Origin of the sequence: Clostridium beijerinckii (genome assembly GCA_003129525.1) — a bacterium.
Lineage (GTDB): Bacteria > Bacillota > Clostridia > Clostridiales > Clostridiaceae > Clostridium > Clostridium beijerinckii_D.
The window spans coordinates 2,515,805-2,541,190 of record CP029329.1 but is presented as its reverse complement, the minus strand read 5'-3'; the positions used below and the strand labels follow the sequence as shown (position 1 = coordinate 2,541,190).

The window sequence follows — 25,386 nt, the reverse complement described above, 5'->3', positions numbered from 1 at the left end:
CTTCCTCTTTTCTTTTTGATTTGTCAAAGTCATGGGTGGAATGAATTAACTTAATCATCCATTGGCTTTTTGAGTTGTCTACTTTGGATTGACAACTTCACATAGCAGGTTGTTTTTTTAACTTGTATATTCATTCAAAGATACTTCTAGTAAGCTTTTCCGTCTAATCCTTATAAAAGTTACTGTGTTCGGCTCTTATAAAGCTAATATTATTGCTTTTCATTTTGACTTATATACTCTTGGGATTGTATAGGAATTGTGACTCCTGATTTATCAAATTTATAATTTGTACCTTCAATAGGATTAATACCAGAAACTAGATTCATTCCAACAGTATAAAGAGCTTCTGCTATAGCACGAGGACTTTCTGGTACAGAACCAGCCATAAAACCCTTTTTTATTAAATCTTTAGCTTCGGGTGTTTGATTGATTCCAAAAATCGGAATAGTCTTTTTTGGGTCACCAATATTGTATCCATATTTTTGAAGCGCTTTTATGGCACCTACAGCCATAGCATCATTATTTGCAATTATAACTTCAATGTTACCAGCATATTTTAAAAATACTGATTCCATAACACCTTTTCCTAAATCTTCATCCCAATTAGCAAATGCTGATGCAAGTTCTTGTGTTTTTATTCCTGCATTATTAATTGCTGAAAGAGAATTGTTTGTTCTTATTATTGATTCAAAGCTATCACGTCGACCTTTTATCATAATATATTGCATTATGTTATCATTATTTTTATCCATAATCTCTTTATTAACATTCCAAAAGTCAGCAATCATTTTACCTTGAAGGTCAGCAGCTTGCTCAGAATCAATCTTTATAACAAGGGATTCCGAATATTCCTTAAATTTATTTATTTGATTGCCGGTAGGAGTTATATTAATGAAAATTAACGGAATATTCTTTTGTTTAGCTTTAACAATTGACTCACTTATTATTTCTGGTGCTTGCACATCGGTTAGAATCAAATCATAATTATTTTGTAAAATGTTATTTAAGAGCTCACTTTCTAAAGCTGAATTCCCTTTTCCATTAAAAAAAGTAAATTGAACGTTATCTTTATTTTCTTTTTGAATATCATCTAAGTTTTTACTAATAAGAGAAAGAAACACATTATCATTATTTATTACTACTCCTACTTTAACTTGTCTTCTTGTAGCAATACTTGAGATAGTATTTATCATTTTTACATTGCAACACATCAATATACTAGTTATAATAACTAAAGATATAATAAGAGTTATTGTTTTTTTTAATATTTTCATTCTTAATCCTCCACATAATTATCGCAATCATATTCGTTAATACTATATTACATTCCTTATTATGTTCATTAACAAAAAAATATATAATTCTAAATTATGTTTGGTGTTAACTTCATTTTGCATTAAAATAAATCTGGTCAACAAAAAACACTGATTATTTTACTTATGAAATCAGCGCTTCTTGTTTTTAATTATTATTTTCTCAAAATCTTATCCATAGCTTTTCCCTTTGCTAACTCATCGATTAGCTTATCCAAATAGCGAATTTCTTGCATAGTTGGTTCTTCAATGTCTTCCACTCGGACACCGCAGACAACCCCTTTAATCAAAGTCCGTAAAGGATTCATCTTTGGAGCTGACCCAAAGAAAGTCTCAAAGTCAGTCTGTTTTTCTAGTTGCACTTCTAGCTCTTCCTGGCTATATCCTGTTAACCAGTGTATGATTTCATCAACTTCTGTTTTTGCACGTCCTTTTTTCTCCGCCTTTATAACATAAAGTGGATAGACACTTGCTACACTCATTGTATAGATTTTATGTTTATTCATGATACATCCTCACTTATTTAATACTATATATTTATAATTTCTATTATTTCAACTTCAAGTTTTAATTATATTTTTTATATTGTATTCAAGCAACAACCTTTTCTTATGGTAAGTACTGTTTAAATTATTTAATTAGATTATTATACCTTCAAAATGATCCATTTCATGTTGAATTATTTGTGCTGTAAATCCAGTGAACACTTGCTTTTGCTTATTAAAATTTCTATCAAGATACTCCACCTTTATCGTTTCATATCTCTTTGTTTTTCTAAAGCCAATTAAAGATAAACAACTCTCTTCTGTTTCATAAAGCTTTTCCTTCTTTAATATAACTGGATTTACCATAGGCACAATAAGGTTGCCTACAGCAAATACCAATATACGCTTTTTAACTCCAATCATATTGCCAGCCAATCCAACACAATGCTCTAAGTTTGCTCTTAATGTATCTATTAAATCATCAATTACTACTATATCATTTTTAGTTGCCTCTTCTGATTTTTGTCCTAAAAACAATACATCTTTTACAATTGGTTTTATCATAATTTATACCTCTTTTTCTGTTATATTTTTTATAAAAAATAAGATTTGATTTTAAAATATATCATAGAACCCAACCTTATTAAATAAATTTGCTTGATTATATCCCTTACTATACTTAACTATAAGTTCTTCACTTAATACACATAGTTAACTCAAAAAAATTATAACATAAACCAATGACACTTTTAATATCATTGTCTTATGTTTTAATATTTAATCATGTTCAATTTATTTTGGTTGTCCATGTAGCTAGAATCATGACAGGGTGCTACCAGCACCCTACATTTATTTTCTTCCATTTTAAGAATTCTCAATGATATGGAAAGATTTCTATATTATTAATTTCAAAAGTATTGGCAGTGTAAATACTGACAATAAAGTAGTTGCAACTACAAATACAGCTGCATAATCTTTCTTTATATTAAAGCTATCGGCAAATATAGAAGTCATTGCTGCTGCAGGCATTGAAGCTAGAATTATTACTGAATTTGAAACTATTGTTCTATCTTGTATCAATAATGATATAAAACATAAAAACGCTGGTATTATGATTAATTTTACAGCTATGCCATAGTATAATGTCCAATCTATTAAATACTCTTTTATATTTATTTTATATGAAAGTGCTCCAACTATTATCATAGATATTGGTCCAGTCATATTTCCTATAGAATTTACACTTGCTAAAATTACTGCTGGCAGTTTCAGATCAAATAACATCATTGCGATTCCCATATAAACAGCAATTAATGATGGATTTTTCAGTGCCTTAAATATTTCTTTTACTAAATCCTGCTTTTCTACTTTTCCCTTAAATATAATAACTCCGTAGGTCCAAAGAAATATTGTAAAAAAAATATTGAATATTGCTCCGTACATTACAGCCTCTGCACCATATATAACATTTAATATAGGAAAACCAATATATCCAGTATTAGTAAATATATTTGAAAAGTGCAATATAAGCTTTCTTTCGTCTTTAACTGGCATCATTAATACATACGATGTAATTGCAATTATAATGTATGTTAAAAAACTATAATAAAAGGTCTTCATGATATTACTTTTAACACCTTCATCATATGGTAAACTAAAGGACACTATAATCATGCAGGGTAGTGTAATATCCAAGAGTATACGGGTTAACCCCTTGCTCACATTACTGTTTATAATTTCTTTTTTACTGCAATAAAAGCCTACCAACATTATTAAAAATAAAGAAATAACACTCTTTATAATAGTGGACATTTCCATTTCACTGCCTCCTAATTCAAGTATTATTTATCTTATTCCTAAACTTAAGTCTTTGTGCCTTGAGTAATTAACATGAATTTATTTCAACTTTATTATTGTAAACTTTACTTTGAATATTAAAATTAATCCTGTTCAACAAAAAAACACCGATTATTTTGCATATAAAATCAGTGTTTCTTGGTTTTTAATCATTATTTTGTTAAAATCTTATCCATTACTTTTCCTTTTTGCTAAATAATCCATTAGCTTATCTAAATAGCGAATTTCCTTCATAGTTGGTTATTTTGAAATAACTTCTACTCCCTCTTCTGTTACAAGAACTGTATGTTCCCATTGTGCAGAAAGAGAACCATCACTTGTAAGCACTGTCCATCCGTCATTTTCATCTATAAATATTTCATAGCTTCCGGCATTTATCATTGGTTCAATTGTAAATACCATTCCAGGTGCTAAAATCATATCTGTTCCTCTTTTTCCAAAATGAAAAACAAATGGCTCTTCATGAATATCTAATCCAACTCCATGTCCTCCAAAATCTCTAACTACTGAATATCCATTACTTTCCGCATGTTCCTGAATTGCTGCTCCAATGTTTCCTAAAAATCCCCAAGGTTTAACTTCTTCCAATCCTTTATTTAAACATTCCTTAGCTACTTGAACCAAATTCTTAGCTTCTTCATTTACTTCACCAATCATGAACATTCTTGATGCATCTGAATAATATCCATTAAGTATAGTTGTTGCATCTACATTTACAATATCACCATTTTTAAGGATAACATCTTTACTTGGTATTCCATGGCATACCACATTGTTTATTGATACACAAATACTTTTAGGAAATCCATCATAATTAAGAGTTGCTGGAATTCCACCATTAGATACTGTATAGTCATATGCTAATTTATCTATTTCTTCTGTTGTCATACCTTCTCTGATGTTTTCACTAATTAAGTCTAGAAGACCATTATTAATTTCGGCACTCTTTTTTATTCCTTCAATTTGCTCTTTTGTTTTTATAAGATCTTTTGTTGGTACTATATGCCCTTTTCTTTTTAAGTCACTTAACTTTTTATCAAATTCTAAATGACAATTTTTATATTTAGCTCCGCTTTTACACCAACATAAATCATTCCTATTTAATATCATGCTATTACTCCTTATTTTAACTATTTAATTGACCCTCCATGAAAATAACATTCATAAACTTTAATCTCATCAAAATATATTTCCTCATATCCTTGAAACCAATTAAATTCTCCATTTATAATACAATGATATTTATACTGTCCATTTTGATAAATAATAGGACCTCTATATGGATTATCCTCAGTCACTAAGCTCAAAGCTTCCTTTAAAAAATTACCTGAAAATCTTTCATCCAAAACTCTTCCACTGTAATTCATTGACCAAAATGGAATATCATCTTGCCATAAACCTTCTTCTCCTGAAAATCTTTCTCCACCTAAATAAGTATCAATATATTTTAAGTTTCCGTCTACATATTCTAAGTCATGAGAATTTGGTCTTGATGATTTATTCTCTATACCCCCTCCAGCATATGTGGATTTTTTAGCCCTGCATAAAAAATCAATTATATTTTCATTTATATTATCAACTTTATTTTCTTCAATACACAAGCGACAGTTTTCTTCATAATCATTAACTAATTTATCAATGCTTACTTTAAAGAAATCACTTAATGCAATTAATCTAGCTATATCAGGATAAGACTGTCCTACTTCCCATTTTGCAACTGCTTGTCTTGATATACCTAAGAATTCAGCTAATTTTTCTTGTGATAAACCTTTTGCTTTTCTAAGTGTTTGCAATTGTTCTTGAAAACTCATAGTTAATCCCTCCGAGTATTAGTATACTTACAATACCATCATTTTTCTACCACTTAAATATAACAAAACTGACAACCAAAAGTTGCTTTCAGTAAAAAAATACCGCAAATTCATTTTCTATTGAATAATACGGTATTTCTTCTATTCTTTATTTTTATTAATCCATAAATAATGTAATCAATACATAACTATTTAAATATATTTATTTATTTTCTAACCAATCTTGAAAACTAAATGCCAATTCTTGCATCTCATTAATAAATCTACTAGCATGATAACCATCACAAATAGCATGATGTACTTGTATTGATATAGGAATAAACATTTTATTCTCTTGTTTGAAATACTTTCCTGTAGTAAAAATAGGAATTAAATATGTTCCTTCATTATACACGTTTAAATTAAATCCTGTAAAACTCACCCAAGGAATGCTTGATACTGGAAATGTATTATCAGGTTCATTTAATTTCGGAGTAAACTTCATAATATTTCCATAGTTTTTTATATCATCAAAATAATCACTATAAAAACGTGGAAAACTTTCGTTATATTCCGTCCAAATACTTGAAAATGTTTCATTTTCTTTATGAAAAATAGTATAGCTTGGACTCATGCTATCCCAGTATCCTAAACTACCACTATGATCAAAACAAGTACGGAATTCTTTATGATTATTAACCACAGTTGCAATCATATAAATGAGTGTAGGATACAATTTAATATTTTTGAGTCTAATCTCATACAATAAATCAGTTATTTCTATATTGGCAGTCATACTATAAGTACATTTTACATTGTTTAAATAATGTTCAAAGTATGGCTTTCTACTCCAATGTTTAATATCTATTAAATTAAAATTCATAATTTGGGCCTCCTAAAAATTTTTGTAATTCTATTTTAGAAGGCTATTTTCCGTGACCTAGCCATTTCAATCTCCCTTTTGCAATGATATTTATCTTCAATTTATTATAACATAAAGGTGATAGACACTCGATACGCTCTTATGTTTGTTCATGATGCATCCTCACTTATGTAATTTTTTTATTATATAACAAAATTACATAATCGACGATCTTGCATCTCCATCCTAACACTCCCACTGATTTTCCTTCATAACAACATGATTCTCATCTTTAAAGGATACACCTTCTTCTAATAGCAGAAATCGTTGTTCCTGCCACCCCGGAGCTAACCTTCCAGCATGATTTACCACACGATGACATGGATATCTCCCATAAAATTCTGCCTGGCTAAGAACCTTCCCGACAAGCCTTGCATTTTTGCCTCTGCCAATAAGGCTTGCAATTTGTCCATATGTAGCCACTTTCCCTTCAGGGATTTCTTCCACAACGGAAAGTATTTCATAAATTAATTGTTCATTCATAATTTTTTCCATATATTCACCTGTGATACGAATCCTTTCTTGGAGATATTGTGATATTTTTGCACCATATTTAATCTTCTTTTTTAATGATAGAATCCCTTTTAATTTTTATATAAAATAATTGAGTCTTTACAATTGAAGTTTATATAATATTATTTGTTATAGTTTCATTAACAAAATCAATAGTTGTTGTTTCGATCTTCTTATTAACAACTTTCCAACTCTTAGATGCTCTCAAATCTATTTTTATAAGCATACAGCTAGGTGCTACTGCAAATCGTTCATATGATTCTGGTAACTTTTCCTTATATATTGCCATAACTTCAGCATTTTCATCATCAGACACTAATCCTAGAATTGAAGCAACTCCAGTGATTTGTATAGAATTTACACATATTGCGACATTAGGATTTTTTTCGATTTGTTCCATCTTCACTGCTCCCGGACGCTTAATAGAAGTAAAATAAAGCGCATTATTAAAAGGAATTACTGTAACAGTCCTTGATGTAACAAAATCATTATGTGATGTAGATAAAACAACATTCCCATTATTATCAAATTGTGATAATAAGTTTATTCTAGCTTCTAAAAATTCATTATTCATTTATAAATCCTCCTTGCTAATTAATAACATTCTGAATCTTTCTCTTAAGTTATGTTAAAAAGTTACCTTACCAACATTACCATAGTTTACTGTAATCTCAGCTTCTTTAAAATGTATTTCATAAACTTCCATCATAGATCCTGCATTTTCTACTGTAGCTGCAAAATTGGGATACTTTTTAGTTATTCCATCTTTTATATCATAAACAGTTAAACTACTTTTTTGAATTGTAGCATTTTTAACTCTCACTATCCCAACTGTTCCATCAGGAATTGTTGTAAATGCCACCTTATTGTTTTGTAAAATTTCCACTGTTTTTGGTGATTGCTTAAATGTTGGAAAATAAACAACATTGTTATTTTTATTATCATAATAAAAAGTTATAATCCTAACATTTGGCATATCGTTCACTGAAGTTGCTAATGCAAATGTTGCAGTGTTTTCCATAGTTTTCTCAAATTCTTTTAAAAAATCCATTTTCGTTCTCCTCTGTAAATTTATTTAGCTACTAATTGCTATTGATTACTACCGTTTTATTATATAAGCATAACCTTGACAACAGTATGTCATAGTTATATTCTGTAATAAAAATAAAAAAGTGCAGGTGATGAAATTGAAAATAGATAGACTTATATCCATTATTATGCTACTTCTTGAACGTAAACAAATCAGTGCTACTAAGCTTGCTGAAATATTTGAAGTATCAACCCGAACAATATATAGAGATGTAGAAACAATAAACTTGGCTGGAATTCCAATTATTTCTTATCCTGGCGTCAATGGTGGCATTAGCATTATGGATGAGTATAAGATTGAAAAAAAGCTTTTTACTATTTCCGATATCACCGCTCTATTAATAGGGCTTGGAAGTATACATTCAACTATGTCAAGTGAAGAAGTCCTTAATGCTATGACAAAGGTTAAAGGTTTGGTTTCTGCAGAGCAAATTAAAGATATTGAAATAAAATCGAATCAAATTACCGTTGACCATACTCCTTGGATTGGATATAAAAATAGGAATAAAAATCTTGAGGAAACTAAAACTGCTCTTGCTTTGAATAGATTAATGTCTTTTGAATATTCTGCTCAAAACGCAATAAAGAGTCAAAGAAAAATTGAGCCCTACAGATTAGTGCTAAAGAATTCTAGTTGGTATCTACAGGGCTATTGCACTTCCAGAAATGATTTTCGCGTTTTTAAACTATCACGTATTTCATCACTTGAATTGCTTGAGGAGACATTCATTCCTAGAGAGTTTGATTATAAAGCTCTAGAAGTATCCAAAAATAGAGAGAAAAAGAGCGTTCCAATTAAACTTCTTATTGACGAATCACTACGAGACTCGATGATAGAATTTTGTGGAGAGGAAAATATTGAATCTTACGATAATAATAAATTTATAGCTTGTTTTCCATTTATAGAAGATGATTTTTCATATAGCATGATACTTCGCTTGGGCGATAAATGTGAATGCTTAGAACCTGAAAATGTTCGGTTGGAGGTTATTCGACGAGTTAAAAATTTATTGAGTATTTATAATAAGGAATAGAATAGAATGTATTTATTATTGTTTATTTTAATGCTGCTATTTCAAGATGGATTATTCTTAATATCACTATTAATCCCCTTTACTAATTTCATCTGTTATTAATGATTTTGAAATATACATCGCCTTTATTATCCTATTAAGACGAGTATGATGAGATGTACCCTCCGCAAATTTCAACTGTGCTTTTTCACATTTGCTAATAATTGAAGATACGGGGGCTATTGCTTCTCTCAATTCTTTTTTTATATATGTGTCAACAATATCTTCATCTGCTATTAATGATTTTGAAATATATAACGCTTTTATCCTATTCTTAAGAAGTGTGTGTTGTGAGGTACCCTCATGAAATTTTGGCTGCATTTTTTCACAATTACTAATAGTTGAGGATACAACTCTTAGTGCCTCTTCCAGCTCTTCTCTTGTATATTCTTCCATAAAGTTTTACCCCCTCAAAATCTTATTCATCGCTTTTCCCTTTGCTAATTCATCAATTAGCTTATCCAAATAGCGAATTTCCTGCATAGTTGGTTCTTCAGTGTATAGATTTTATGTTTGGTCATGATACATCCTCACTTATGTAATTTTTTTATTAATTATTGGTTAAAATAACATCAATGTTAAACTACGTAGTAGTAGATTTTTATAATAACGGAGGTATTCTATATGGATTTTTTACAAGCTCAAGAAACCCTTACAAGTATGGAGTGGTTTTTACGCGCTATTATTGCTTTTTCCTTTTTGCTTTGTATTGCAAAAATCTTAGGACAGCGTACCATCTCCCAATTAAGACTCCTTGATTTTGTTATTTCTTTAGTAATTGGAAACATTATTGCCCATCCGTTATCTGACGAACATCTTGGATTAAAGGGATCCATCATTACATCAGTTACATTAGTTGCCCTATATCTTGTTAGTTTATTCATAATTCTTAAGTTTCCATCATTAAGAAAACTGGTCAATAATTCACCAATTAAAATTGTTCAGGATGGAGAAATCCTTACTGAAGGATTAAAAAAAGCTAGAATATCTATTGATGTGTTATTAGAAGAATTACGTGAAGAAAAAGTGGAAGACGTAAAAAAGGTAGCATTAGCACTTTGGGAAGCTGACGGAAAAATTTCTGTTTTTTTACAACCGAAATATGAACCTCTTACTCCTTCATCCCTTCAAATGGAACTAGAACCTTTTAGCTTTCCTAGGACAATTATTAAAGAAGGTAAAATTAATTTCAAGGAACTAAAACAAACTCAAAAGTATGAAGACTGGGTTATTTCTAATTTAAAAAATTCATATCAAACTGAGGTGAAAGACGTTCTGCTTGCCACTCTTGATAATAAAGGTAAGTTAACAGTTTTTTTATATAAGTAATCTGTGAGGCTTAAGCATATCCATTTATATATACGGATTGATTAAGCCTCTATGTTTTGAATAGAATTATGTATAAATATAAATTGGAATTTGTAAATATCTCAAATTATAATTTTTTATATTTCAATTTCAAATCCATATTCATACAAAACAAAATCTTCAATTTTTTCTTCATATATTCCATCAACCTGCTTAAATCCATTTTTTAAATATAAATTTATTGCTGGTTTATTTATATCTACAACAAATAGACGCAAATATTTAACATTCTTTAGTTTTGCCAGTTCCATGGCATTTTTAAGCATTAACCCAGCTATTCCTTGTCTTAAATACTTCACATTAACTCCAAAACGGTCTATATATAATGCCTTTTCTTTTGCATTTTTCCATTTTAGATAATCTTCACCGTCATTTGATTCGCATAAAACAAATGCGGCTACTATGTCGTCATCTTCAGTTAATATATAAAGTCTTTTATTATCAATATCATCTTGGAAAAATTCGCAAGGATAAATTTCATCCCAAATCTGTATGTTGTTTTTATTCATATTGTCAATTATTTTTTTATACATCTTTTTAAGTTGATGTAAATCGTTTTTCTTAGCTAATCTTAAATTCATATTAATTCACCTACAAGTTCTGATTTATACATTAAAAATCTTTAAACTAGAACTATTGTTAAATTATAACACAGCCATTTCCAATATTTTTAACGGCGACAAAAATGTAGTGGTTGAAATCCACTTATATATGATTTCCAAACTCCCGGGAGGTATTTCTAAATTCCGTTGGAGTCATACCTCTTTTAGCGGTAAATTGTTTTATAAAATATGTATCATACTCAAAGCCAGTAGCACGAGCAATCTCATTTAAGCTCATATCTGTATGAGTTAGAAAATTCTCACAAACTTTTAAACGATATGACATTAAGTATCCCATTGCCGTACATCCACACAACTCCTGAAACATTTTATTTAGTGACACCCGATTCAAATGAGCACATCTTGTTAAGTCTTCTAAACTTATTTTATTAGAATAGTTTGTGTGTAGATAATCTAAAACTAAATTAACAGGTGATGGATCTCGATTGTTGTTTAACTCCTCAAGGAGCCCCAATATTTGTATCAAGTACTTTTTTATTCTACACACCCAAAGGGAATCGCTCTGTGCATATACTTCTGTTCCCATAATAAAGAACCACTCGTATAATTTTGCATAAACTTTCTCACTTACAAAATACACTCCATTATGAATTTTATCTTTTTTAAAAAGGGAAATACCCATTTCTATTTTTAAATTAGTTGACATATAACCCTCTGCTTCAGAAAAATGAGCTGTATTAAAAAAATCAGGATGGAAACAAAATGATTGTGCAGACACATTTTGCTTTTCAAAAACTTGCACTCTATCATCCATAGTCAAACAAAGAATACTTGGAGCATCAATTTTAAAGAGGCAATCATTCAATTGTATATTCATACTTCCACTTGTAATAAGGGTTATGGTAAGACGATCCTCATATGGAAAATTGTTAAAATTCTCGTCTGCAAAAAATTCAATATCTACAGTTCTTTTCTTGTGGCGGTCCATTTGTGGCATAAATATTCCTCCATTATGTACATATAATAAGTGACAAATAGTATAGTTTAAAGCTTCATTTATAACATTGTATCATAATTTATTAATGCTAAACTATTATTAATAACTGAACAAAAGTTATGCACAATAAATTTTGTCATAACCTATATGAAAGGAGAATTATTATGTCTATTGAACGCTTCCATATTAAAGTATCTGATGAAGTACTTGAAGATTTAAAATACAAGCTTGACCATGTCCGTTGGCCAGATCAGTTAGAGGGCTCAGCTTGGGAACGAGGTACTGAATTAAATTATTTAAAGTCGCTAGTTTCCTATTGGCGGGAAGAATTTGATTGGCGCAAACAAGAAAGTGAATTAAACAGTTTTCACCAATTTCGATGTAATATTGATGGAATTGATATTCACTTTATACACGAGCGTGGCAAAGGTCCGAATCCAATACCAATTATCCTTACCCATGGCTGGCCCGACAGTTACATACGTTATCAAAAGATTATCCCTCTTCTCACTGATCCTGCCCGCTACGGTGGAAATCCCGAAGACTCTTTTGATGTAATCGTCCCTTCATTACCTGGATTTGGTTTTTCTAGTAAGCCTAAACATAGTGGTGTCAACAACTCTTATGTTTCTGAGCTTTGGGCAAAACTAATGACTGAAAAACTTGGCTATAGTAAATTCGTTGCTCATGGCGGAGATGTTGGTTCTGGTGTAACAAGATATCTTGCATTAAACCATCCAGAACTTCTAATGGGAATACATCTAACAGATATAGGTATCATTAAAGATCTAATGACTTCAGATAATAAGGCAGACCTTTCAGAAGAAGAATTACAATATAAGAAAGATGCCTCTGGATGGATTTCTAATGAGGGAGGTTATATGTCTATTCAATCAACAAAACCACAGACTCTAGCATACGGACTTTCTGACTCACCAGTAGGCTTGGCTTCTTGGATTATTGAAAAATTCCGTGGATGGAGTGATTGTAATGGGGATTTAAGTCAAAGATTCACAAAGGATGAATTGCTGACTAATATAATGATCTATTGGGTTACAAATACCATAGGATCATCAGCCAATACATATTATGAAAATACGCATTCTCTTCCATCAATGGGACATATAGATGTACCAACAGGATTAGCTCTTTTCCCAGCTGATATATTGTTACCACCAAAAGAATGGACTAAGCGCAATCTAAATATAACTCGTTTAACTACAATGATTAGCGGTGGACATTTTACTGCCATGGAAGAACCCGAGCTTCTAGCTGAAGAAATCAGAGCATTCTTTAGAACATTAAGAACTTAGTATGTTTTACCATAAAATAAGATTTTGCCTTATAAACTCGTATTAAAATATAGAAAATTAACCACGTGAAAAAACACGTGGTTAAATTTTATAACTCTTGAATTAATCATTTTCTTATTTAACTTTAAAATGGAAGTAAAAAGGCCCTCTATTTTTTTGATACTATTTCATTGACTCCATAATACTGTCAACCAAAATATCCATTGAATCAGCATCATCTTCTTTCATGCTGGAGCTCAATGTAATATCATTATCTAAAATAGTCATATCTTTCATCTCATCTAATAGTTCACGCATCAATTTTCCTGATTGAGGAGCCCATGAACCATTTTCTATAAGAGAAAAAGTACGTTTTTGGAGATTTAATGCCTTCATATCCATTAAATAATCATGCATTGGTGGATAAATCTTTAAATTGTATGTTACTGACGCAAGAACTATATTACTGTATTTGAATGACTCAGAAATTAAATAAGAAACATGGGTTTTTGAAACATCATACATAACAACATTTGTCATTCCTTTTTTCACTAGCCTTGTTGCCAAATCACTGGCAGCCGCCTCTGTATTTCCATACATTGTTCCATATACAATCATTACACCCTTTTCCTCTGGCTCATAGCTGCTCCATTTGTCATACTTATCTAAAAAATACCCGAGGTCATTACGCCACACAGGTCCATGTAATGGACAGATAGTCTTGATTTCAATAGTAGCAGCCTTTTTCAAAAGAGATTGAACATGAGGACCATACTTTCCTACAATGTTTGTATAGTACCTTCTTGCATCATCAATCCAATCACGGTCAAAGTTAACCTCATCATTGAATAGCTTGCCATCTAAAGCACCAAAAGAGCCAAATGCATCAGCTGAAAATAACACACCATTTGTAGTATCAAAAGTAACCATTACTTCTGGCCAATGTACCATTGGAGCATAAACAAATACAACATTATGTTTTCCAAAGGACATAGTATCTCCTTCTTTAACTTCAATTAATTTACCATCTATATGAAAACCAAACTGATTCATAAATAAAACAGCTTTTTCTGTGCATATAATCTTTACATTTGGGTAACGAAGAACAATTTCTTCAATACATGCTGCATGATCTGGCTCCATATGGTTAATTACCATATAGTCTAAAGGTCTATCTCCTAAAACTGCTTTAACATTCTCAAGTAGCTGGCGGCAAATTGACCAATCTACTGTATCAAAAAGCACTGTTTTCTCATCTAAAAGTAAATATGAGTTATAAGAAACTCCTCTTGGAATAGGATGAATATTTTCAAATAGAGCAAGACGGTGATCGTTACCACCAACCCAATAAAGATCTTCAGTTATTTCTCTAACACAATACATATATAAAATCCTCCTTTACTAATCAAGCATATTTAATATAGAAATTAAACTTCTATAAACATATTCTTTTCTTCTCCACAAGCAGGGCAATTCCATTCCTCAGGTATATTTTCAAAAAGAGTTCCCGGAACTATTTCACCTTCAAGATCACCTACACCAGGATCGTATTCATACCCACACCCATTACATAAATAATGTTTCCAAGTTGGAGTTACTTTCTTCAAAGTAGCCCTCTTTATCTTCTTCATTGATGGAGCCTCTTTCTTTGCATCTCCATTATCCAAAGCTGCTGTTAGTATTGGTAGGATTTCCATTAGGTCACCAACAATGCCATAGTCAGCATTCTTAAAAATTTTTGCATTAGGATCTATATTTATAGCAACAATTGTGCTGGCATCTTTTATACCCTTTAAATGCTGACCAGCCCCTGAAATACCACAGGCAATGTAAAGATTTCCCTTGAATTTTTGACCAGACATACCAACATAACGATTTATTGGTACATATTTAAGTGTTTCAGCTACTGGACGTGATGATCCTATAGCTGCACCAGCTTGTACTGCTAATTCCTCTATTAAGTGCATATTTTCTTTTTCTCCTATGCCTAAGCCTACACTTACAACCCTTTCAGCTTTTGTAATAGGGGTATCTATTGGAATTCCAACAGTAAAATCATAGCCATCAGTCTTAAGTGCTTCAATTACAGCACTAACTTTTTCTTCCGGTGTTCCATCTTTGAAAATCATTTTCTTACGATAACCTGTAGCAGGTTCTTTCTTTGAAACTTTTCCTGCACTCTCTGTTTTAGGCATTTTACCTATAATGTTAGCTGAAATAACTACACGTTGAATTTCATTAGTTCCTTCATATATTGTACAAATCTTAGCATCTCTGTATGCACGCTCAACTTCCATACCTTTCAAGTAACCACTTCCTCCAAATATTTGAAGTGCATCGTTTACGATTTCAAGACAAACATCTGATGCATATTGTTTCGCCATAGCAGCTTCCATACTATAATTCTCATGATTTTCTTTAAACTCTGCTGCACTATAAATTAGTAATCTAGCTGCTCTGAGTTTTGTTGCCATATCTGCTAGTTTAAAAGCTATGATCTGTTGTTGGCATATAGGTTTTCCAAATTGAATTCTTTCTTTTGAATACTCTAAAGCATTTTCATAAGCACCTTGTGCTATGCCTAAAGCCTGAGCCGCAATTCCAATTCGCCCACCGTCTAGGGTTGACATTGCAATCTTGAAACCTTCACCTTCCTTACCTAAGAGATTTTCCTTAGGTACTTTTACGTTATTAAAAATCAACTCTGCTGTTGCAGAAGAACGGATTCCCATCTTATCATAATGTTTACCGAAACTAAAGCCTTCAAAGCCCTTTTCCACAATAAATGCACTGATACCACGAACCCCAATATCAGGTGTAGTAACTGCAAAAACAATATAAATATCAGCCTTGCCTGCATTAGTTATAAATATCTTTTCACCATTTAAAATGTAATAATCATCTTCTAAGACAGCAGTAGTCTCTGTACCCCCGGCATCACTTCCTGCATTTTCTTCAGTAAGACCAAAGGCACCAATTTTTTCACCCTTTGCTAATGGAACCAAATATTTTTGTTTCTGCTCTTCAGTTCCATACGCAGAAATTGGATATGCACCTAATGATGTATGGGCAGAAAGAATTACACCTGTACCACCATCTACTCTAGATAATTCCTCAACTGCTATTGCATAACTGATTACATCCAGACCAGCTCCACCATATTTTTTCAGATATGGGATACCCATCATTCCCATATCAGCCAATTTAGAAATTGCTTCTTGCGGGAAACTATTTTCCTGATCTAACATAAATGCAATAGGTTTAACTTCTTCTTCAGCAAATTCTCTAATTTTAGTCCTCAAATTTTCATGTTCTACAGTAGTCTTAAATAACATATATTTCCCTCCTATAACTAAAATTTATTACTTGTTAATAATAGTAATTCTATAAAATTTTAGAAACTCCTTCTAAAACAAAATAATAATTATATAATAATTATTATTTTTTAATATAATACTATGTCTAGTTAAAGCTCTTTTATTAACTATTACTATTAATTATATTAAGTACCCAATGCTTGCTAATACTATTTTTCAAAATATTATAAGTATTAATGAGATTTTTCAAGGAATTATCTAGCTCTTGACTCTTTAAAAGCTCAGCTTTATAGTCATTGTCAGTTATTATTCCTGAATCTACTTTTGCTTTTGAACACATTAGCTTTGTATTATTTGGTATACTTTGGACTATGATTACAGAAGGAGTATTGTTAGAACATAAAAAGATTATGGTTTTTTGAAACTAAAAGGGACTGTGCATAACGAATTTTTATTCATTGTGCAACAGCCCCTTTATTCTAAAATTTAATTAAAATTCTCTTATGCCTTTAATTACAATCCCAATTATAGATTAATTGTACAACTCCAGAAGAGAACGTTCTTGTATTGACCAATTTTAAATTCACCCTCTGTTTTATATCTATAAACAACGGTTTGCCTTCGCCCAAAATAACAGGGTGAATAGATAATCTAAATTCATCAACAAGCCCTAAATTTATAAAAGTTGTAATAAGACTTGCTCCACCATATAGCCAAATGTCCTTGCCAGGCTTATTCTTCAATTTATTTATTTCTTCAAGAATATTTTCATTTATAAATATTGCTTGATTATCACTATCTTTTTTTGTTCTTGAAAACACATATTTCTTTTTACTATGAACCAATCCCCATATTTCTTTGTCATCATCAGAATCTTCAGTGCTTGGAATATATTGTCCCCATAAATCGTAGCTTTTTCTACCATATAAAATGGCATCAATTTCATTCAAGAAATTAGTAAAGCCCATATCAGGTTCCATAATGCACCAATCAGTTTCTCCATTTTTCCCTTCAATAAAACCATCTAAAGTAATTGCTAAATCTAAAATTACTTTTCTCTGTTTTTCGTCATTTGACATAACTATTCCTCCTTTTATCATTGGGATATTATTTCGTCTCACTTGATACTCAATATTTCTTGTTATTTATATAGATTTTAACATAAAACATATCCCTAATATAGCTTATTACATGTATGAAATATTAATTAATTCTACTAAAGATGATATTCCCTATTATTATGAATATCTCAAAATATTAGTAAGTAAAAAAATCGAATTTTCTCCATGATGAAAGCATATTGATAAACATATAGCTCCTTTGTTAGAAAATAATAATTTTTTCAGTATAAATGCATATGGTTAAATGTCATATACAATATACTGTCATCTCTAAATCTTAGTATTATATGTTTTTATTAAAACCTAATTTTACAAAGTATAGGAGGAATGAAATTAAAATGTGCACAGCAATAACGCTACAATCCGAACAGATGGAAAATTTTTTTGGCCGGACCATGGATTTTTCTTATGATATTGAACCACAGCTTTATGTGATTCCCAAATATTATGTATGGAATAATATTTTTAACATGCATAAATTTTATGATTTCTATAGTTTTATAGGCATTGGACAGAAAAGTAATGGAATACTTGGTTTTTTTGATGGAGTAAATGAAAGAGGATTTGCAGCAGCAACATTATATTTTGCTGGTTATGCCAAATACGAAACACGGATAAAATATACTGATAAAGAACCTGTTTCATCTTTAGATTTTCTCCATTATATTTTAGGAATGTGTGGGTCAGTAGAAGAACTAAAAGGAATACTGAAGGAAATATACATCATAGGTTTGCCTGATCCTGTAACACAAACGGTCGCACCTTTACATTGGATTGCCACAGATAGAAGCGGAGAATGTGTTGTCATTGAACAAACAGAAAATGGCCTGGAGATATTACAAAATCCAATAGGTATTATGGCCAACAGTCCTGACTTTCACTGGCATATGACTAATTTAAGAAATTACATGAATGTATCTCCAACACAGACTAGTGAGGCCTACTGGAGAAAAATTCATTTAAAACCATTCGGTCAAGCCGGAGGAACTATGCAGTTGCCAGGAGGTTACACGTCCCCTGAACGATTTGTAAGAACTGCATATCAAAAAACGCATATTCAAATACCTAAAGACAGTACAGAGGCAATAATTGCCTGCTTTCATATTATGGAAAGTGTTTCCATATCAAAAGGCGTTGTCACAACAGATCGAAACACTTATGATTATACAAAATATATTGCCTTTATAAATACAAATACTTGTGAATATTTCTTTAAAACTTATGACAATAGTCAGATTACAAGTGTAAGCCTTTGGGATAATTATAACAACAGTTCACGTCTACTTTCCCTAGGGAATTTAATGCATCCAGTTACATTTGAAAAAATGTAAAAATATTTAATTTGTGGATTCAAGACATATCAAGTTGTGGCACCAAATCTGTACAAACTCAAATCAGGTATAAAATAAGGACATGGGATTATTCCTATGCCCTAAAAAATCAAATATATTCTACCTTCTTGTTAAAACTTATGTCATTTATTCGAAATCATATTAGCTTTATCAAGTCCATTATTCACAAGAATAGCGTACATGGTACCATCTGCTTTCATTTCATTAATTTTTTCATTAAATGCATTTAATAATGTTGTATCATTTTTTCTAATTGCTATTCCTACAGTTCCATATACTTCAGGTGTATAGTCTTTTATCATTCTTATTAAAAGATTTTTCTCTTTTAATAAAGAATATTTTACAATAACAGAATCAACTATACCTGCATCAATTTTATTGCTATTTATGGCATTCAATACGTCATCTGAAGTTTCGTAAATTACTATATCTTTTATTAAGTTATTTTCCTTCCACTTTTCTGCCACCGTTACAAATACTGTTCCTTTTTCTACTCCAATTATTGCATTTTTTAAATCACTCTTAAAATTAATTTTTGAAAATGTTGGAACTACTATAGCTTCTGAGACTTTATATAAAGGCTGAGTAAATGACACTAGCTCTTCACGCTCTGGAGTTATATATATTCCACCTACTGAAATATCTATACTATTATCATTATTTAATTTTTCTAATAAATCTGAGAATGGTGATTCCTTAATTTTAACCTTATTAATTCCAAGCCGCTTTGTGATTTCACTTATTATATCAGCATCAATTCCTGTTATCTTATTTGTTTTAGTATCTAAATAAAAATATGTAATATCATTTAATGGTGAGTCAACAGTTATTTCTCCTTTCCCTTTTATCTCCTCCAATCTATCCTTTTCCATTTGGTTATTTGTTGTTGTAGTTTTACTATTATCTATTGCAGTAGTACCTTCAAGTATCATTACTATAAAATTTATAATAACAATTAATATCAATAATTTTCGTGGTATTTTTCTCATATAAACCTCCTTAAAATTCATTATTAAAATTTACAGAATATCCTACTGCATCACATAAAATAAAGCAGTAGTCTTATTTCATACTACTGCTATTTTGCTATAAATTATTAATTTTTAAACATACTGTTTTAATTAAGTTCAACTTTTACTATTTCTATAAGCCACAGATCTAGTAATCATCATAGTATTTTCTTCTCCAGGAAAATATACTGGATTTATTTTAGTTTTATTGTATAAATCAATTGCATCTATAACATCTAATGATAATTCTTTAAAACTTATCATCCCGTACATTCTTGGTGGAAGAATATAAATAGGTTTATTAGGATTTGAGTCTTTTACCATCTTTTTCACAGACATTATTAGATGAGGGCAGCATACTATTATATCAAATTCAGACATTTTTTTATCTGCTAATATAAATGGAGCAAATTCGATACAGTAATCATTTTGCATGTTATTTTCAAGTATTTCCTTTTTAACCTTATTAGATAGAACACTTGAAGAGAATCCACCACCACAGCATAAAAGAATTTTTATCATTTTTAAACCTCCATTTTGAGTATAATATTATAATACTCAGTCATAAATCATAAGTAACAACACCAATAATTTTATATTAACACATTTGTTAATATTAGTTAAATTTTACGAAGGTTTAAAATCTTTATACCTAATTATGTTGAACTATTTGAATCTCTATGTTATTTGGATCATCTATAAAGAAAAATCTAGTTGATGGTATAGGTGAAATTGGTCCCCTTTTGATTGGGATATTTTTATCTTTTACAAGCTCCATAGCTTTATCAAGTGATTTAACTTCAAAGCCAATAGAAATTCCCTCACTTTGTGCTGAAACATTTTTATTTTTATTATATATCAACTCAATTTTGGTTCCATCAGTTTCTCCTAGCATTGCAATTTCTATTTCTTCACCTGCATTAAATCTTTTTAGAATTTTCAATCCAATTATTTCATGATAAAATTTTAGAGATTCCTCCATATTGTTTACATTTAACGTTATCCAGCAAAAATTCATAGTTTATTTCCTCCTAAAAATTATATTTATAGAAACCCAACGATTAAATATGATACTAAACATGCTGCAAGTCCTAAAAGCAAACTATTCTCCTTAATATATAAATAATATACATACTATATATAAACTATAACATATTTGGTAAATATATTAAATTCATTTCTAGAGTATTATTTCTTGCTATCTATTAATCCACTTTTCCCCTTTCCTAATCTTCCTCAAAATATATTTTCAGCACCGCTTAATCCCATTATAATTTGTCTTTCTTTTTTCTTTTTTCTTTTTATATAATTATCGAATTAAATTAAATAAATTAGAATTTTATTTAATTTAATTAATTGTATAATATAAAAATAGAAGTTATATTGATATTTTCATCAAAATTATACTTTTTTAAACATATTTTTCATTTCAATCTAGAATTCAGTAGATCTTCATAGTATAATAAACTTAGATAAAATGTTTATATTGTACAATCATCCCACTCTGGAGTGATTTTTACAAAAAATTCTTACTAATTTAAAATCATTGTTTCTAGCGGAAGGGGTGTTTCAAAATACTACATCTTTAATTTAAGATAAAAATCATTTAAAAATTTGCTTTAACTAATACAAAAATAAGGGGTGTGTTTTTATGAAATTATTTAAAAACTTAAAAATGGCGCAAAAACTGATTTCATCTTTTCTAATCGTTGCTATATTCATAGGTGTTGTTGGTTTTGTCGGCTTAAGTAATATGAATACATTAAATACCAATTCTAAAGAAATGCATGATTATAGTCTAGAATCAATTAAAGATTTAACTACTATAGAACAAAATGTTTCTAATGTGAGAGCTAATTTATTAAAAATTGTCTATCAAGAAAAAAAATCCGATCAAAATGATGCCTTAAAAAAAGATATATCAGATATTTATAATAAAAATAACTCCATTATTAAACGTTATGAAGAAACCTTACTTTCTGATTCTGAAAAAAAAGATTTTGAGGAATTAAAAAAATACTTAGAGGAATATAATTCTATAACAAATGTTTTAATTAAACTTGTTGAGGAAAAAAACTATGAAGCAGCAGATGCAAACTTTAGCAAATCTACTGAAATACGAACAAAAATGTTTACTTCTTTAGACTCTTTAATTAAAAATAATGTTAGCCAAGCAGATACTAGTAATAATGACAATAACTTACTTTATACAAAATCTTTATACATAACTATTGCTATAATATTGATAGGTTTAATATTTGCAATTACTTTAGGTTTATCAATTTCATTTATGATATCAAAACAAGTAAAAAAAGTTTTATTCTTTGCTGAAGCTCTTGGTAATGGAGATTTAACTAAATCTATTGAAATTGACTCGAAAGATGAAATTGGAGATCTTTCCATAGCATTAAATAGTGCCAGTGAGAAAATAAAAGATTTATTATCAGAAATAATTAATAGTTCTGCTGATATAAGTAGTACAAGTGAAGAACTTTCTGCTACTACTGAAGAAATTTCTTCAAAAATGGAAATGGTAAATGAATCTACAGAACAAATATCTAAAGGCGTGCAAGATTTAAGTGCTACTACTGAAGAAGTAAGTGCATCAACAGAAGAAATAAGTTCTACTACAAATCTTCTTTCTAGAAGTGCTGATGAAGCTTCCATATCCATTAGTGAAATAAAAAAACGTGCTATTGATATAAAAAATAACGCAATCAAAAATATACAAAATAGTAATTTAATTTATGAAAAAAATCAATCTAATATCTTAAATGCTATAGAAGAATCCAAAGTTGTTGAAGAAGTAAAAACAATGGCTGATTCAATTGGAAGTATAGCTAATCAAACAAATTTACTTGCATTAAATGCAGCTATAGAAGCAGCAAGAGCAGGGGAACAAGGAAAAGGCTTTGCAGTTGTTGCTGATGAAGTTAGAAAGCTTGCAGAACAATCTGCAGAAGCAGTTGTAAATATTCAAAATATGGTATTTCAAGTTCAAACTGCAGTTAAAAAATTATCTAATAGTGGACAAGATGTCCTTGATTTTATGTCTAATGATGTAAAACCAAATTATGAATTACTTATGAATACTGGTATTCAATATGAAAAAGATGCTGAATTTATAAATGATATAATAGAAAGTTTTTCATTATCTTCAAAGCAAATGGATGAATCAATTACTCAGGTTAGCTCTGCTATTCAAAATGTATCAGCCGTAGCTGAAGAATCTGCTGCTGGTACTGAAGAAATCTTAAATAGTGTTAGTGAAATAACTTTTGCTACTACCGAAATTGCAAAATCATCTCAAAGCCAAGCTGAACTTGCACAAAAACTTAATGAAATGATTCAAAAATTTAAAATATAAGATCAAAATCCTAAGCTTTAGCTCTTAAACCTTAGAATTTATATCATAAATGGACAAAGATAGATTGATGAACACTTATCTCGATCTATCTTTGTTTACTAGTATTTGTTCAATTTTGCTAAAAATATTACAACATATCTTAAATAATAGGAAATAAGTTAATTTATGATTAGACCACAAAAAGCTGACAAATATCATCCAATTAGAATTTAATGATATAATAGCATTATAAAATTAAACGTATGAGGAGAATTACTATGTTTTGCAAAAATGACCTTCAACAAACTTCATTATTTGAACCAATCAACCAAATGCCAAAATACCTTCAAGATATTTTAAATAAAAGTTGGGCTAAGGCATTTAAGGATCATATTTTTCCGCGAATAAATGAGGAGCGTTTTTCGGTTTTATATAGCAATAAAGCCTCAAGGCCTAATTCACCTATTAATGTTATTCTTGGCTTACTAATTATAAAAGAAATATTTCAGCAGACTGATGAAGAGCTTATCGGCTCTATTCATTTCGATGTAAGATATCAATATGCTTTAAATACAACTAATTATGAAACACAACCAGTATCTATAAATACTCTAACAAATTTTAGAAACAGACTTGTTGAATATGAAGCGTCAACTAATGAAGACTTAATAAAAGCTGAAGTTGAAGCTTTATCCGAAAGCATTGCTAAGTATTTATCTGTTGATAATAAAAAAGTTAGAGTGGATTCGTTAATGGTTAGTTCATCATGCAAAAAATTAAGTAGAATTGAGCTAGTATATTCTATAAATAGCAGACTTATTAAAGCTCTAAATATAATAAATCCACCTATTATAAGTGATGAACTAAAACCGTACCTTGAAAAGGGGCATAAAAATGACACTATATATAGAACTCAAGATTTAAAGGCTGATTCAAAACTTTCAATTTTAATCGAACATTCTAAAATTCTATACAATATCGCTCTGAAAGCTGGAGATATAGTTACTTCAACAGAAGAGTTTCAACTTTTAAATAGAGTTATTCAGGACCAAACTACAGAAGATGCTGCAAAAAATTTAGTTATTAAAGATTCAAAAGATATAACTTCAACTAGTTTACAAAATCCAACTGACAAAGATGCAACCTACAGAAAAAAATATGGTGGTAACGTTGGTTATGTTGTTAATATACAAGAATCATTTAATGATAAAAACAGTGTTATAACAGGCTATGACCTTAAGCAAAATATTCACAGCGATTCAAAATTTGCTGATGATGTTATTGCTAATTTAGCTTCACAAAATAAAAATTCAAACTGTAAACTACTAGTTGATGGTGCTTACTATGAACAAGAAAAAGCCAAAAATGCTTTAAAACAAGGAATTGAAATGATTCCAAGTCAACTAGTTGGCAGAAAAGTATCTACTGATAAACTGAGTTATTCAAAATTCATTGTAGATGACGAAAAAAATGTAATAAGTTGTTGTCCTAACGGAGTCGAACCTGTAGAGTCTTATTATAGTTCAAAATCTTATACAGCCAAATTTGACTCCAGTACATGTGAAAAATGTCCTTTAAATTCACAATGTCCAAAGAAAATATCAAAGAAATTTAATACCATAAGAGTTAGCGAAAAAGCTTATAATACAGCTACTCAAAGAGAAAAAATGCACGAGAGTGAGTATATAAAGCTTGCAAATAAAAGGGCTGGTATAGAAGGTATTCCTTCTGTTTTGAGGAGAAGATATAAAATTGATACCATGCCTATCCGGGGATTATTGCGCTCAAAATTATGGGTTGGATTTAAAATCGCAGCCTATAACTTCAAGAAACTGTTAAAACAGTTTCTTGAAAGTGGCATAGAGTGTTTTCTCAATATAATTGCATGTATAGTTGCTGTAATAATTAACTGTTTTAAATTATATTTTTTAGAATTTGAAGCAAAGCTGTCAAACTAATCACGATACTTTATAGTTTT

25 protein-coding genes and 2 pseudogenes are annotated in these 25,386 nt (G+C 29.9%); 6 read left to right on the top strand and 21 right to left on the bottom strand.

The window, feature by feature from the left end:
• Nucleotides 1–209: 209 nt before the first annotated feature.
• The 10 genes from DIC82_11275 to DIC82_11230 form a co-directional block, all read right to left on the bottom strand.
• Nucleotides 210–1,274, bottom strand: a complete 1,065-nt coding sequence (locus tag DIC82_11275; GenBank protein ID AWK51574.1) for a galactose ABC transporter substrate-binding protein — start codon at nucleotides 1,272–1,274, stop codon at nucleotides 210–212.
• Between the two features lie 194 nt (nucleotides 1,275–1,468).
• Entirely contained in the window at nucleotides 1,469–1,819 is a 351-nt protein-coding gene (locus tag DIC82_11270) for a DUF2200 domain-containing protein (GenBank protein ID AWK51573.1), read from the bottom strand.
• A gap of 132 nt (nucleotides 1,820–1,951) precedes the next feature.
• Nucleotides 1,952–2,362: a peptide deformylase gene (locus tag DIC82_11265; protein ID AWK51572.1), complete on the bottom strand. Its 411-nt coding sequence runs from the start codon at nucleotides 2,360–2,362 to the stop codon at nucleotides 1,952–1,954.
• A 330-nt stretch (nucleotides 2,363–2,692) separates the two neighbouring features.
• Nucleotides 2,693–3,616 carry a permease gene (locus tag DIC82_11260; GenBank protein AWK51571.1) on the bottom strand — a complete coding sequence of 308 codons (924 nt, stop codon included), beginning with the start codon at nucleotides 3,614–3,616 and terminating at the stop codon, nucleotides 2,693–2,695.
• A 279-nt stretch (nucleotides 3,617–3,895) separates the two neighbouring features.
• Nucleotides 3,896–4,765 carry a methionine aminopeptidase gene (locus DIC82_11255; GenBank protein ID AWK51570.1) on the bottom strand — a complete coding sequence of 290 codons (870 nt, stop codon included), beginning with the start codon at nucleotides 4,763–4,765 and terminating at the stop codon, nucleotides 3,896–3,898.
• A gap of 20 nt (nucleotides 4,766–4,785) precedes the next feature.
• Nucleotides 4,786–5,466, bottom strand: a complete 681-nt coding sequence (locus tag DIC82_11250; GenBank protein AWK51569.1) for a transcriptional regulator — start codon at nucleotides 5,464–5,466, stop codon at nucleotides 4,786–4,788.
• 202 nt (nucleotides 5,467–5,668) lie between these two features.
• Nucleotides 5,669–6,328, bottom strand: a complete 660-nt coding sequence (gene catA / locus DIC82_11245) for a type A chloramphenicol O-acetyltransferase (GenBank protein ID AWK51568.1) — start codon at nucleotides 6,326–6,328, stop codon at nucleotides 5,669–5,671.
• Nucleotides 6,329–6,553: 225 nt separating this feature from the next.
• Nucleotides 6,554–6,862, bottom strand: coding sequence for a DNA methyltransferase (locus DIC82_11240; GenBank protein AWK51567.1), 309 nt, complete (start codon nucleotides 6,860–6,862; stop codon nucleotides 6,554–6,556).
• Nucleotides 6,863–6,992: 130 nt separating this feature from the next.
• The gene (locus tag DIC82_11235) at nucleotides 6,993–7,454 is read right to left on the bottom strand and encodes a hypothetical protein (protein AWK51566.1); all 462 of its coding nucleotides are present in this window, start codon (nucleotides 7,452–7,454) and stop codon (nucleotides 6,993–6,995) included.
• Nucleotides 7,455–7,508: 54 nt separating this feature from the next.
• The gene (locus DIC82_11230; GenBank protein ID AWK51565.1) at nucleotides 7,509–7,931 is read right to left on the bottom strand and encodes a pyridoxamine 5-phosphate oxidase; all 423 of its coding nucleotides are present in this window, start codon (nucleotides 7,929–7,931) and stop codon (nucleotides 7,509–7,511) included.
• Nucleotides 7,932–8,067: 136 nt separating this feature from the next.
• On the opposite strand from DIC82_11230, the gene DIC82_11225 reads away from it, so the two are divergent.
• Nucleotides 8,068–9,003, top strand: a complete 936-nt coding sequence (locus DIC82_11225; GenBank protein ID AWK51564.1) for a YafY family transcriptional regulator — start codon at nucleotides 8,068–8,070, stop codon at nucleotides 9,001–9,003.
• Between the two features lie 69 nt (nucleotides 9,004–9,072).
• On the opposite strand, the gene DIC82_11220 is transcribed toward DIC82_11225, so the two are convergent.
• The gene (locus DIC82_11220; protein ID AWK51563.1) at nucleotides 9,073–9,438 is read right to left on the bottom strand and encodes a hypothetical protein; all 366 of its coding nucleotides are present in this window, start codon (nucleotides 9,436–9,438) and stop codon (nucleotides 9,073–9,075) included.
• 6 nt (nucleotides 9,439–9,444) lie between these two features.
• A pseudogene (locus DIC82_11215) lies at nucleotides 9,445–9,537 on the bottom strand (DUF2200 domain-containing protein).
• Nucleotides 9,538–9,666: 129 nt separating this feature from the next.
• Here DIC82_11215 and DIC82_11210 point away from each other — a divergent pair.
• Entirely contained in the window at nucleotides 9,667–10,371 is a 705-nt protein-coding gene (locus DIC82_11210) for a hypothetical protein (GenBank protein ID AWK51562.1), read from the top strand.
• A 116-nt stretch (nucleotides 10,372–10,487) separates the two neighbouring features.
• Here DIC82_11210 and DIC82_11205 read toward each other — a convergent pair whose 3' ends face one another.
• Nucleotides 10,488–10,991, bottom strand: coding sequence for a GNAT family N-acetyltransferase (locus DIC82_11205; GenBank protein AWK51561.1), 504 nt, complete (start codon nucleotides 10,989–10,991; stop codon nucleotides 10,488–10,490).
• 124 nt (nucleotides 10,992–11,115) lie between these two features.
• Entirely contained in the window at nucleotides 11,116–11,970 is an 855-nt protein-coding gene (locus DIC82_11200; GenBank protein ID AWK51560.1) for an AraC family transcriptional regulator, read from the bottom strand.
• Between the two features lie 164 nt (nucleotides 11,971–12,134).
• Here DIC82_11200 and DIC82_11195 point away from each other — a divergent pair, with 164 nt between their 5' ends.
• Complete coding sequence (locus DIC82_11195) at nucleotides 12,135–13,283, top strand: multidrug MFS transporter (protein AWK51559.1); 1,149 nt, start codon at nucleotides 12,135–12,137, stop codon at nucleotides 13,281–13,283.
• 162 nt (nucleotides 13,284–13,445) lie between these two features.
• Here DIC82_11195 and DIC82_11190 read toward each other — a convergent pair whose 3' ends face one another.
• The 4 genes and pseudogenes from DIC82_11190 to DIC82_11175 all read right to left on the bottom strand — a co-directional run bounded on the left by DIC82_11190 (nucleotide 13,446) and on the right by DIC82_11175 (nucleotide 17,658).
• Nucleotides 13,446–14,645, bottom strand: coding sequence for an FprA family A-type flavoprotein (locus DIC82_11190; protein AWK51558.1), 1,200 nt, complete (start codon nucleotides 14,643–14,645; stop codon nucleotides 13,446–13,448).
• Nucleotides 14,646–14,689: 44 nt separating this feature from the next.
• Nucleotides 14,690–16,597: an acyl-CoA dehydrogenase gene (locus DIC82_11185; protein AWK51557.1), complete on the bottom strand. Its 1,908-nt coding sequence runs from the start codon at nucleotides 16,595–16,597 to the stop codon at nucleotides 14,690–14,692.
• A 145-nt stretch (nucleotides 16,598–16,742) separates the two neighbouring features.
• Nucleotides 16,743–16,934 (bottom strand): annotated as a pseudogene (locus DIC82_11180) (hypothetical protein).
• Between the two features lie 154 nt (nucleotides 16,935–17,088).
• Entirely contained in the window at nucleotides 17,089–17,658 is a 570-nt protein-coding gene (locus DIC82_11175) for a dihydrofolate reductase (protein AWK51556.1), read from the bottom strand.
• Between the two features lie 380 nt (nucleotides 17,659–18,038).
• Here DIC82_11175 and DIC82_11170 point away from each other — a divergent pair, with 380 nt between their 5' ends.
• On the top strand, nucleotides 18,039–19,031 hold the full coding sequence (locus tag DIC82_11170; GenBank protein ID AWK51555.1) for a penicillin amidase: 993 nt from the start codon (nucleotides 18,039–18,041) through the stop codon (nucleotides 19,029–19,031).
• A gap of 143 nt (nucleotides 19,032–19,174) precedes the next feature.
• On the opposite strand, the gene DIC82_11165 is transcribed toward DIC82_11170, so the two are convergent.
• The 3 genes from DIC82_11165 to DIC82_11155 all read right to left on the bottom strand — a co-directional run bounded on the left by DIC82_11165 (nucleotide 19,175) and on the right by DIC82_11155 (nucleotide 21,080).
• Nucleotides 19,175–20,041, bottom strand: a complete 867-nt coding sequence (locus DIC82_11165; GenBank protein ID AWK51554.1) for an amino acid ABC transporter substrate-binding protein — start codon at nucleotides 20,039–20,041, stop codon at nucleotides 19,175–19,177.
• A gap of 138 nt (nucleotides 20,042–20,179) precedes the next feature.
• Complete coding sequence (locus DIC82_11160; protein AWK51553.1) at nucleotides 20,180–20,584, bottom strand: PTS sugar transporter subunit IIB; 405 nt, start codon at nucleotides 20,582–20,584, stop codon at nucleotides 20,180–20,182.
• A 130-nt stretch (nucleotides 20,585–20,714) separates the two neighbouring features.
• Nucleotides 20,715–21,080, bottom strand: coding sequence for a glyoxalase (locus DIC82_11155; protein ID AWK51552.1), 366 nt, complete (start codon nucleotides 21,078–21,080; stop codon nucleotides 20,715–20,717).
• Between the two features lie 633 nt (nucleotides 21,081–21,713).
• On the opposite strand from DIC82_11155, the gene DIC82_11150 reads away from it, so the two are divergent.
• Nucleotides 21,714–23,429, top strand: a complete 1,716-nt coding sequence (locus DIC82_11150; protein ID AWK51551.1) for a methyl-accepting chemotaxis protein — start codon at nucleotides 21,714–21,716, stop codon at nucleotides 23,427–23,429.
• Between the two features lie 242 nt (nucleotides 23,430–23,671).
• Nucleotides 23,672–25,366, top strand: a complete 1,695-nt coding sequence (locus DIC82_11145; GenBank protein AWK51550.1) for a DDE transposase — start codon at nucleotides 23,672–23,674, stop codon at nucleotides 25,364–25,366.
• The last annotated feature ends 20 nt before the right edge of the window (nucleotides 25,367–25,386 follow it).

Coding starts and splice junctions, on each gene's coding strand:
- DIC82_11275 (AWK51574.1), bottom strand. CDS start 1,274: ATGAAAATATTAAAAAAAACAATAACTCTTATTATATCTTTAGTTATT.
- DIC82_11270 (AWK51573.1), bottom strand. CDS start 1,819: ATGAATAAACATAAAATCTATACAATGAGTGTAGCAAGTGTCTATCCA.
- DIC82_11265 (AWK51572.1), bottom strand. CDS start 2,362: ATGATAAAACCAATTGTAAAAGATGTATTGTTTTTAGGACAAAAATCA.
- DIC82_11260 (AWK51571.1), bottom strand. CDS start 3,616: ATGGAAATGTCCACTATTATAAAGAGTGTTATTTCTTTATTTTTAATA.
- DIC82_11255 (AWK51570.1), bottom strand. CDS start 4,765: ATGATATTAAATAGGAATGATTTATGTTGGTGTAAAAGCGGAGCTAAA.
- DIC82_11250 (AWK51569.1), bottom strand. CDS start 5,466: ATGAGTTTTCAAGAACAATTGCAAACACTTAGAAAAGCAAAAGGTTTA.
- catA (AWK51568.1), bottom strand. CDS start 6,328: ATGAATTTTAATTTAATAGATATTAAACATTGGAGTAGAAAGCCATAC.
- DIC82_11240 (AWK51567.1), bottom strand. CDS start 6,862: ATGGAAAAAATTATGAATGAACAATTAATTTATGAAATACTTTCCGTT.
- DIC82_11235 (AWK51566.1), bottom strand. CDS start 7,454: ATGAATAATGAATTTTTAGAAGCTAGAATAAACTTATTATCACAATTT.
- DIC82_11230 (AWK51565.1), bottom strand. CDS start 7,931: ATGGATTTTTTAAAAGAATTTGAGAAAACTATGGAAAACACTGCAACA.
- DIC82_11220 (AWK51563.1), bottom strand. CDS start 9,438: ATGGAAGAATATACAAGAGAAGAGCTGGAAGAGGCACTAAGAGTTGTA.
- DIC82_11210 (AWK51562.1), top strand. CDS start 9,667: ATGGATTTTTTACAAGCTCAAGAAACCCTTACAAGTATGGAGTGGTTT.
- DIC82_11205 (AWK51561.1), bottom strand. CDS start 10,991: ATGAATTTAAGATTAGCTAAGAAAAACGATTTACATCAACTTAAAAAG.
- DIC82_11200 (AWK51560.1), bottom strand. CDS start 11,970: ATGCCACAAATGGACCGCCACAAGAAAAGAACTGTAGATATTGAATTT.
- DIC82_11195 (AWK51559.1), top strand. CDS start 12,135: ATGTCTATTGAACGCTTCCATATTAAAGTATCTGATGAAGTACTTGAA.
- DIC82_11190 (AWK51558.1), bottom strand. CDS start 14,645: ATGTATTGTGTTAGAGAAATAACTGAAGATCTTTATTGGGTTGGTGGT.
- DIC82_11185 (AWK51557.1), bottom strand. CDS start 16,597: ATGTTATTTAAGACTACTGTAGAACATGAAAATTTGAGGACTAAAATT.
- DIC82_11175 (AWK51556.1), bottom strand. CDS start 17,658: ATGTCAAATGACGAAAAACAGAGAAAAGTAATTTTAGATTTAGCAATT.
- DIC82_11170 (AWK51555.1), top strand. CDS start 18,039: ATGTGCACAGCAATAACGCTACAATCCGAACAGATGGAAAATTTTTTT.
- DIC82_11165 (AWK51554.1), bottom strand. CDS start 20,041: ATGAGAAAAATACCACGAAAATTATTGATATTAATTGTTATTATAAAT.
- DIC82_11160 (AWK51553.1), bottom strand. CDS start 20,584: ATGATAAAAATTCTTTTATGCTGTGGTGGTGGATTCTCTTCAAGTGTT.
- DIC82_11155 (AWK51552.1), bottom strand. CDS start 21,080: ATGAATTTTTGCTGGATAACGTTAAATGTAAACAATATGGAGGAATCT.
- DIC82_11150 (AWK51551.1), top strand. CDS start 21,714: ATGAAATTATTTAAAAACTTAAAAATGGCGCAAAAACTGATTTCATCT.
- DIC82_11145 (AWK51550.1), top strand. CDS start 23,672: ATGAGGAGAATTACTATGTTTTGCAAAAATGACCTTCAACAAACTTCA.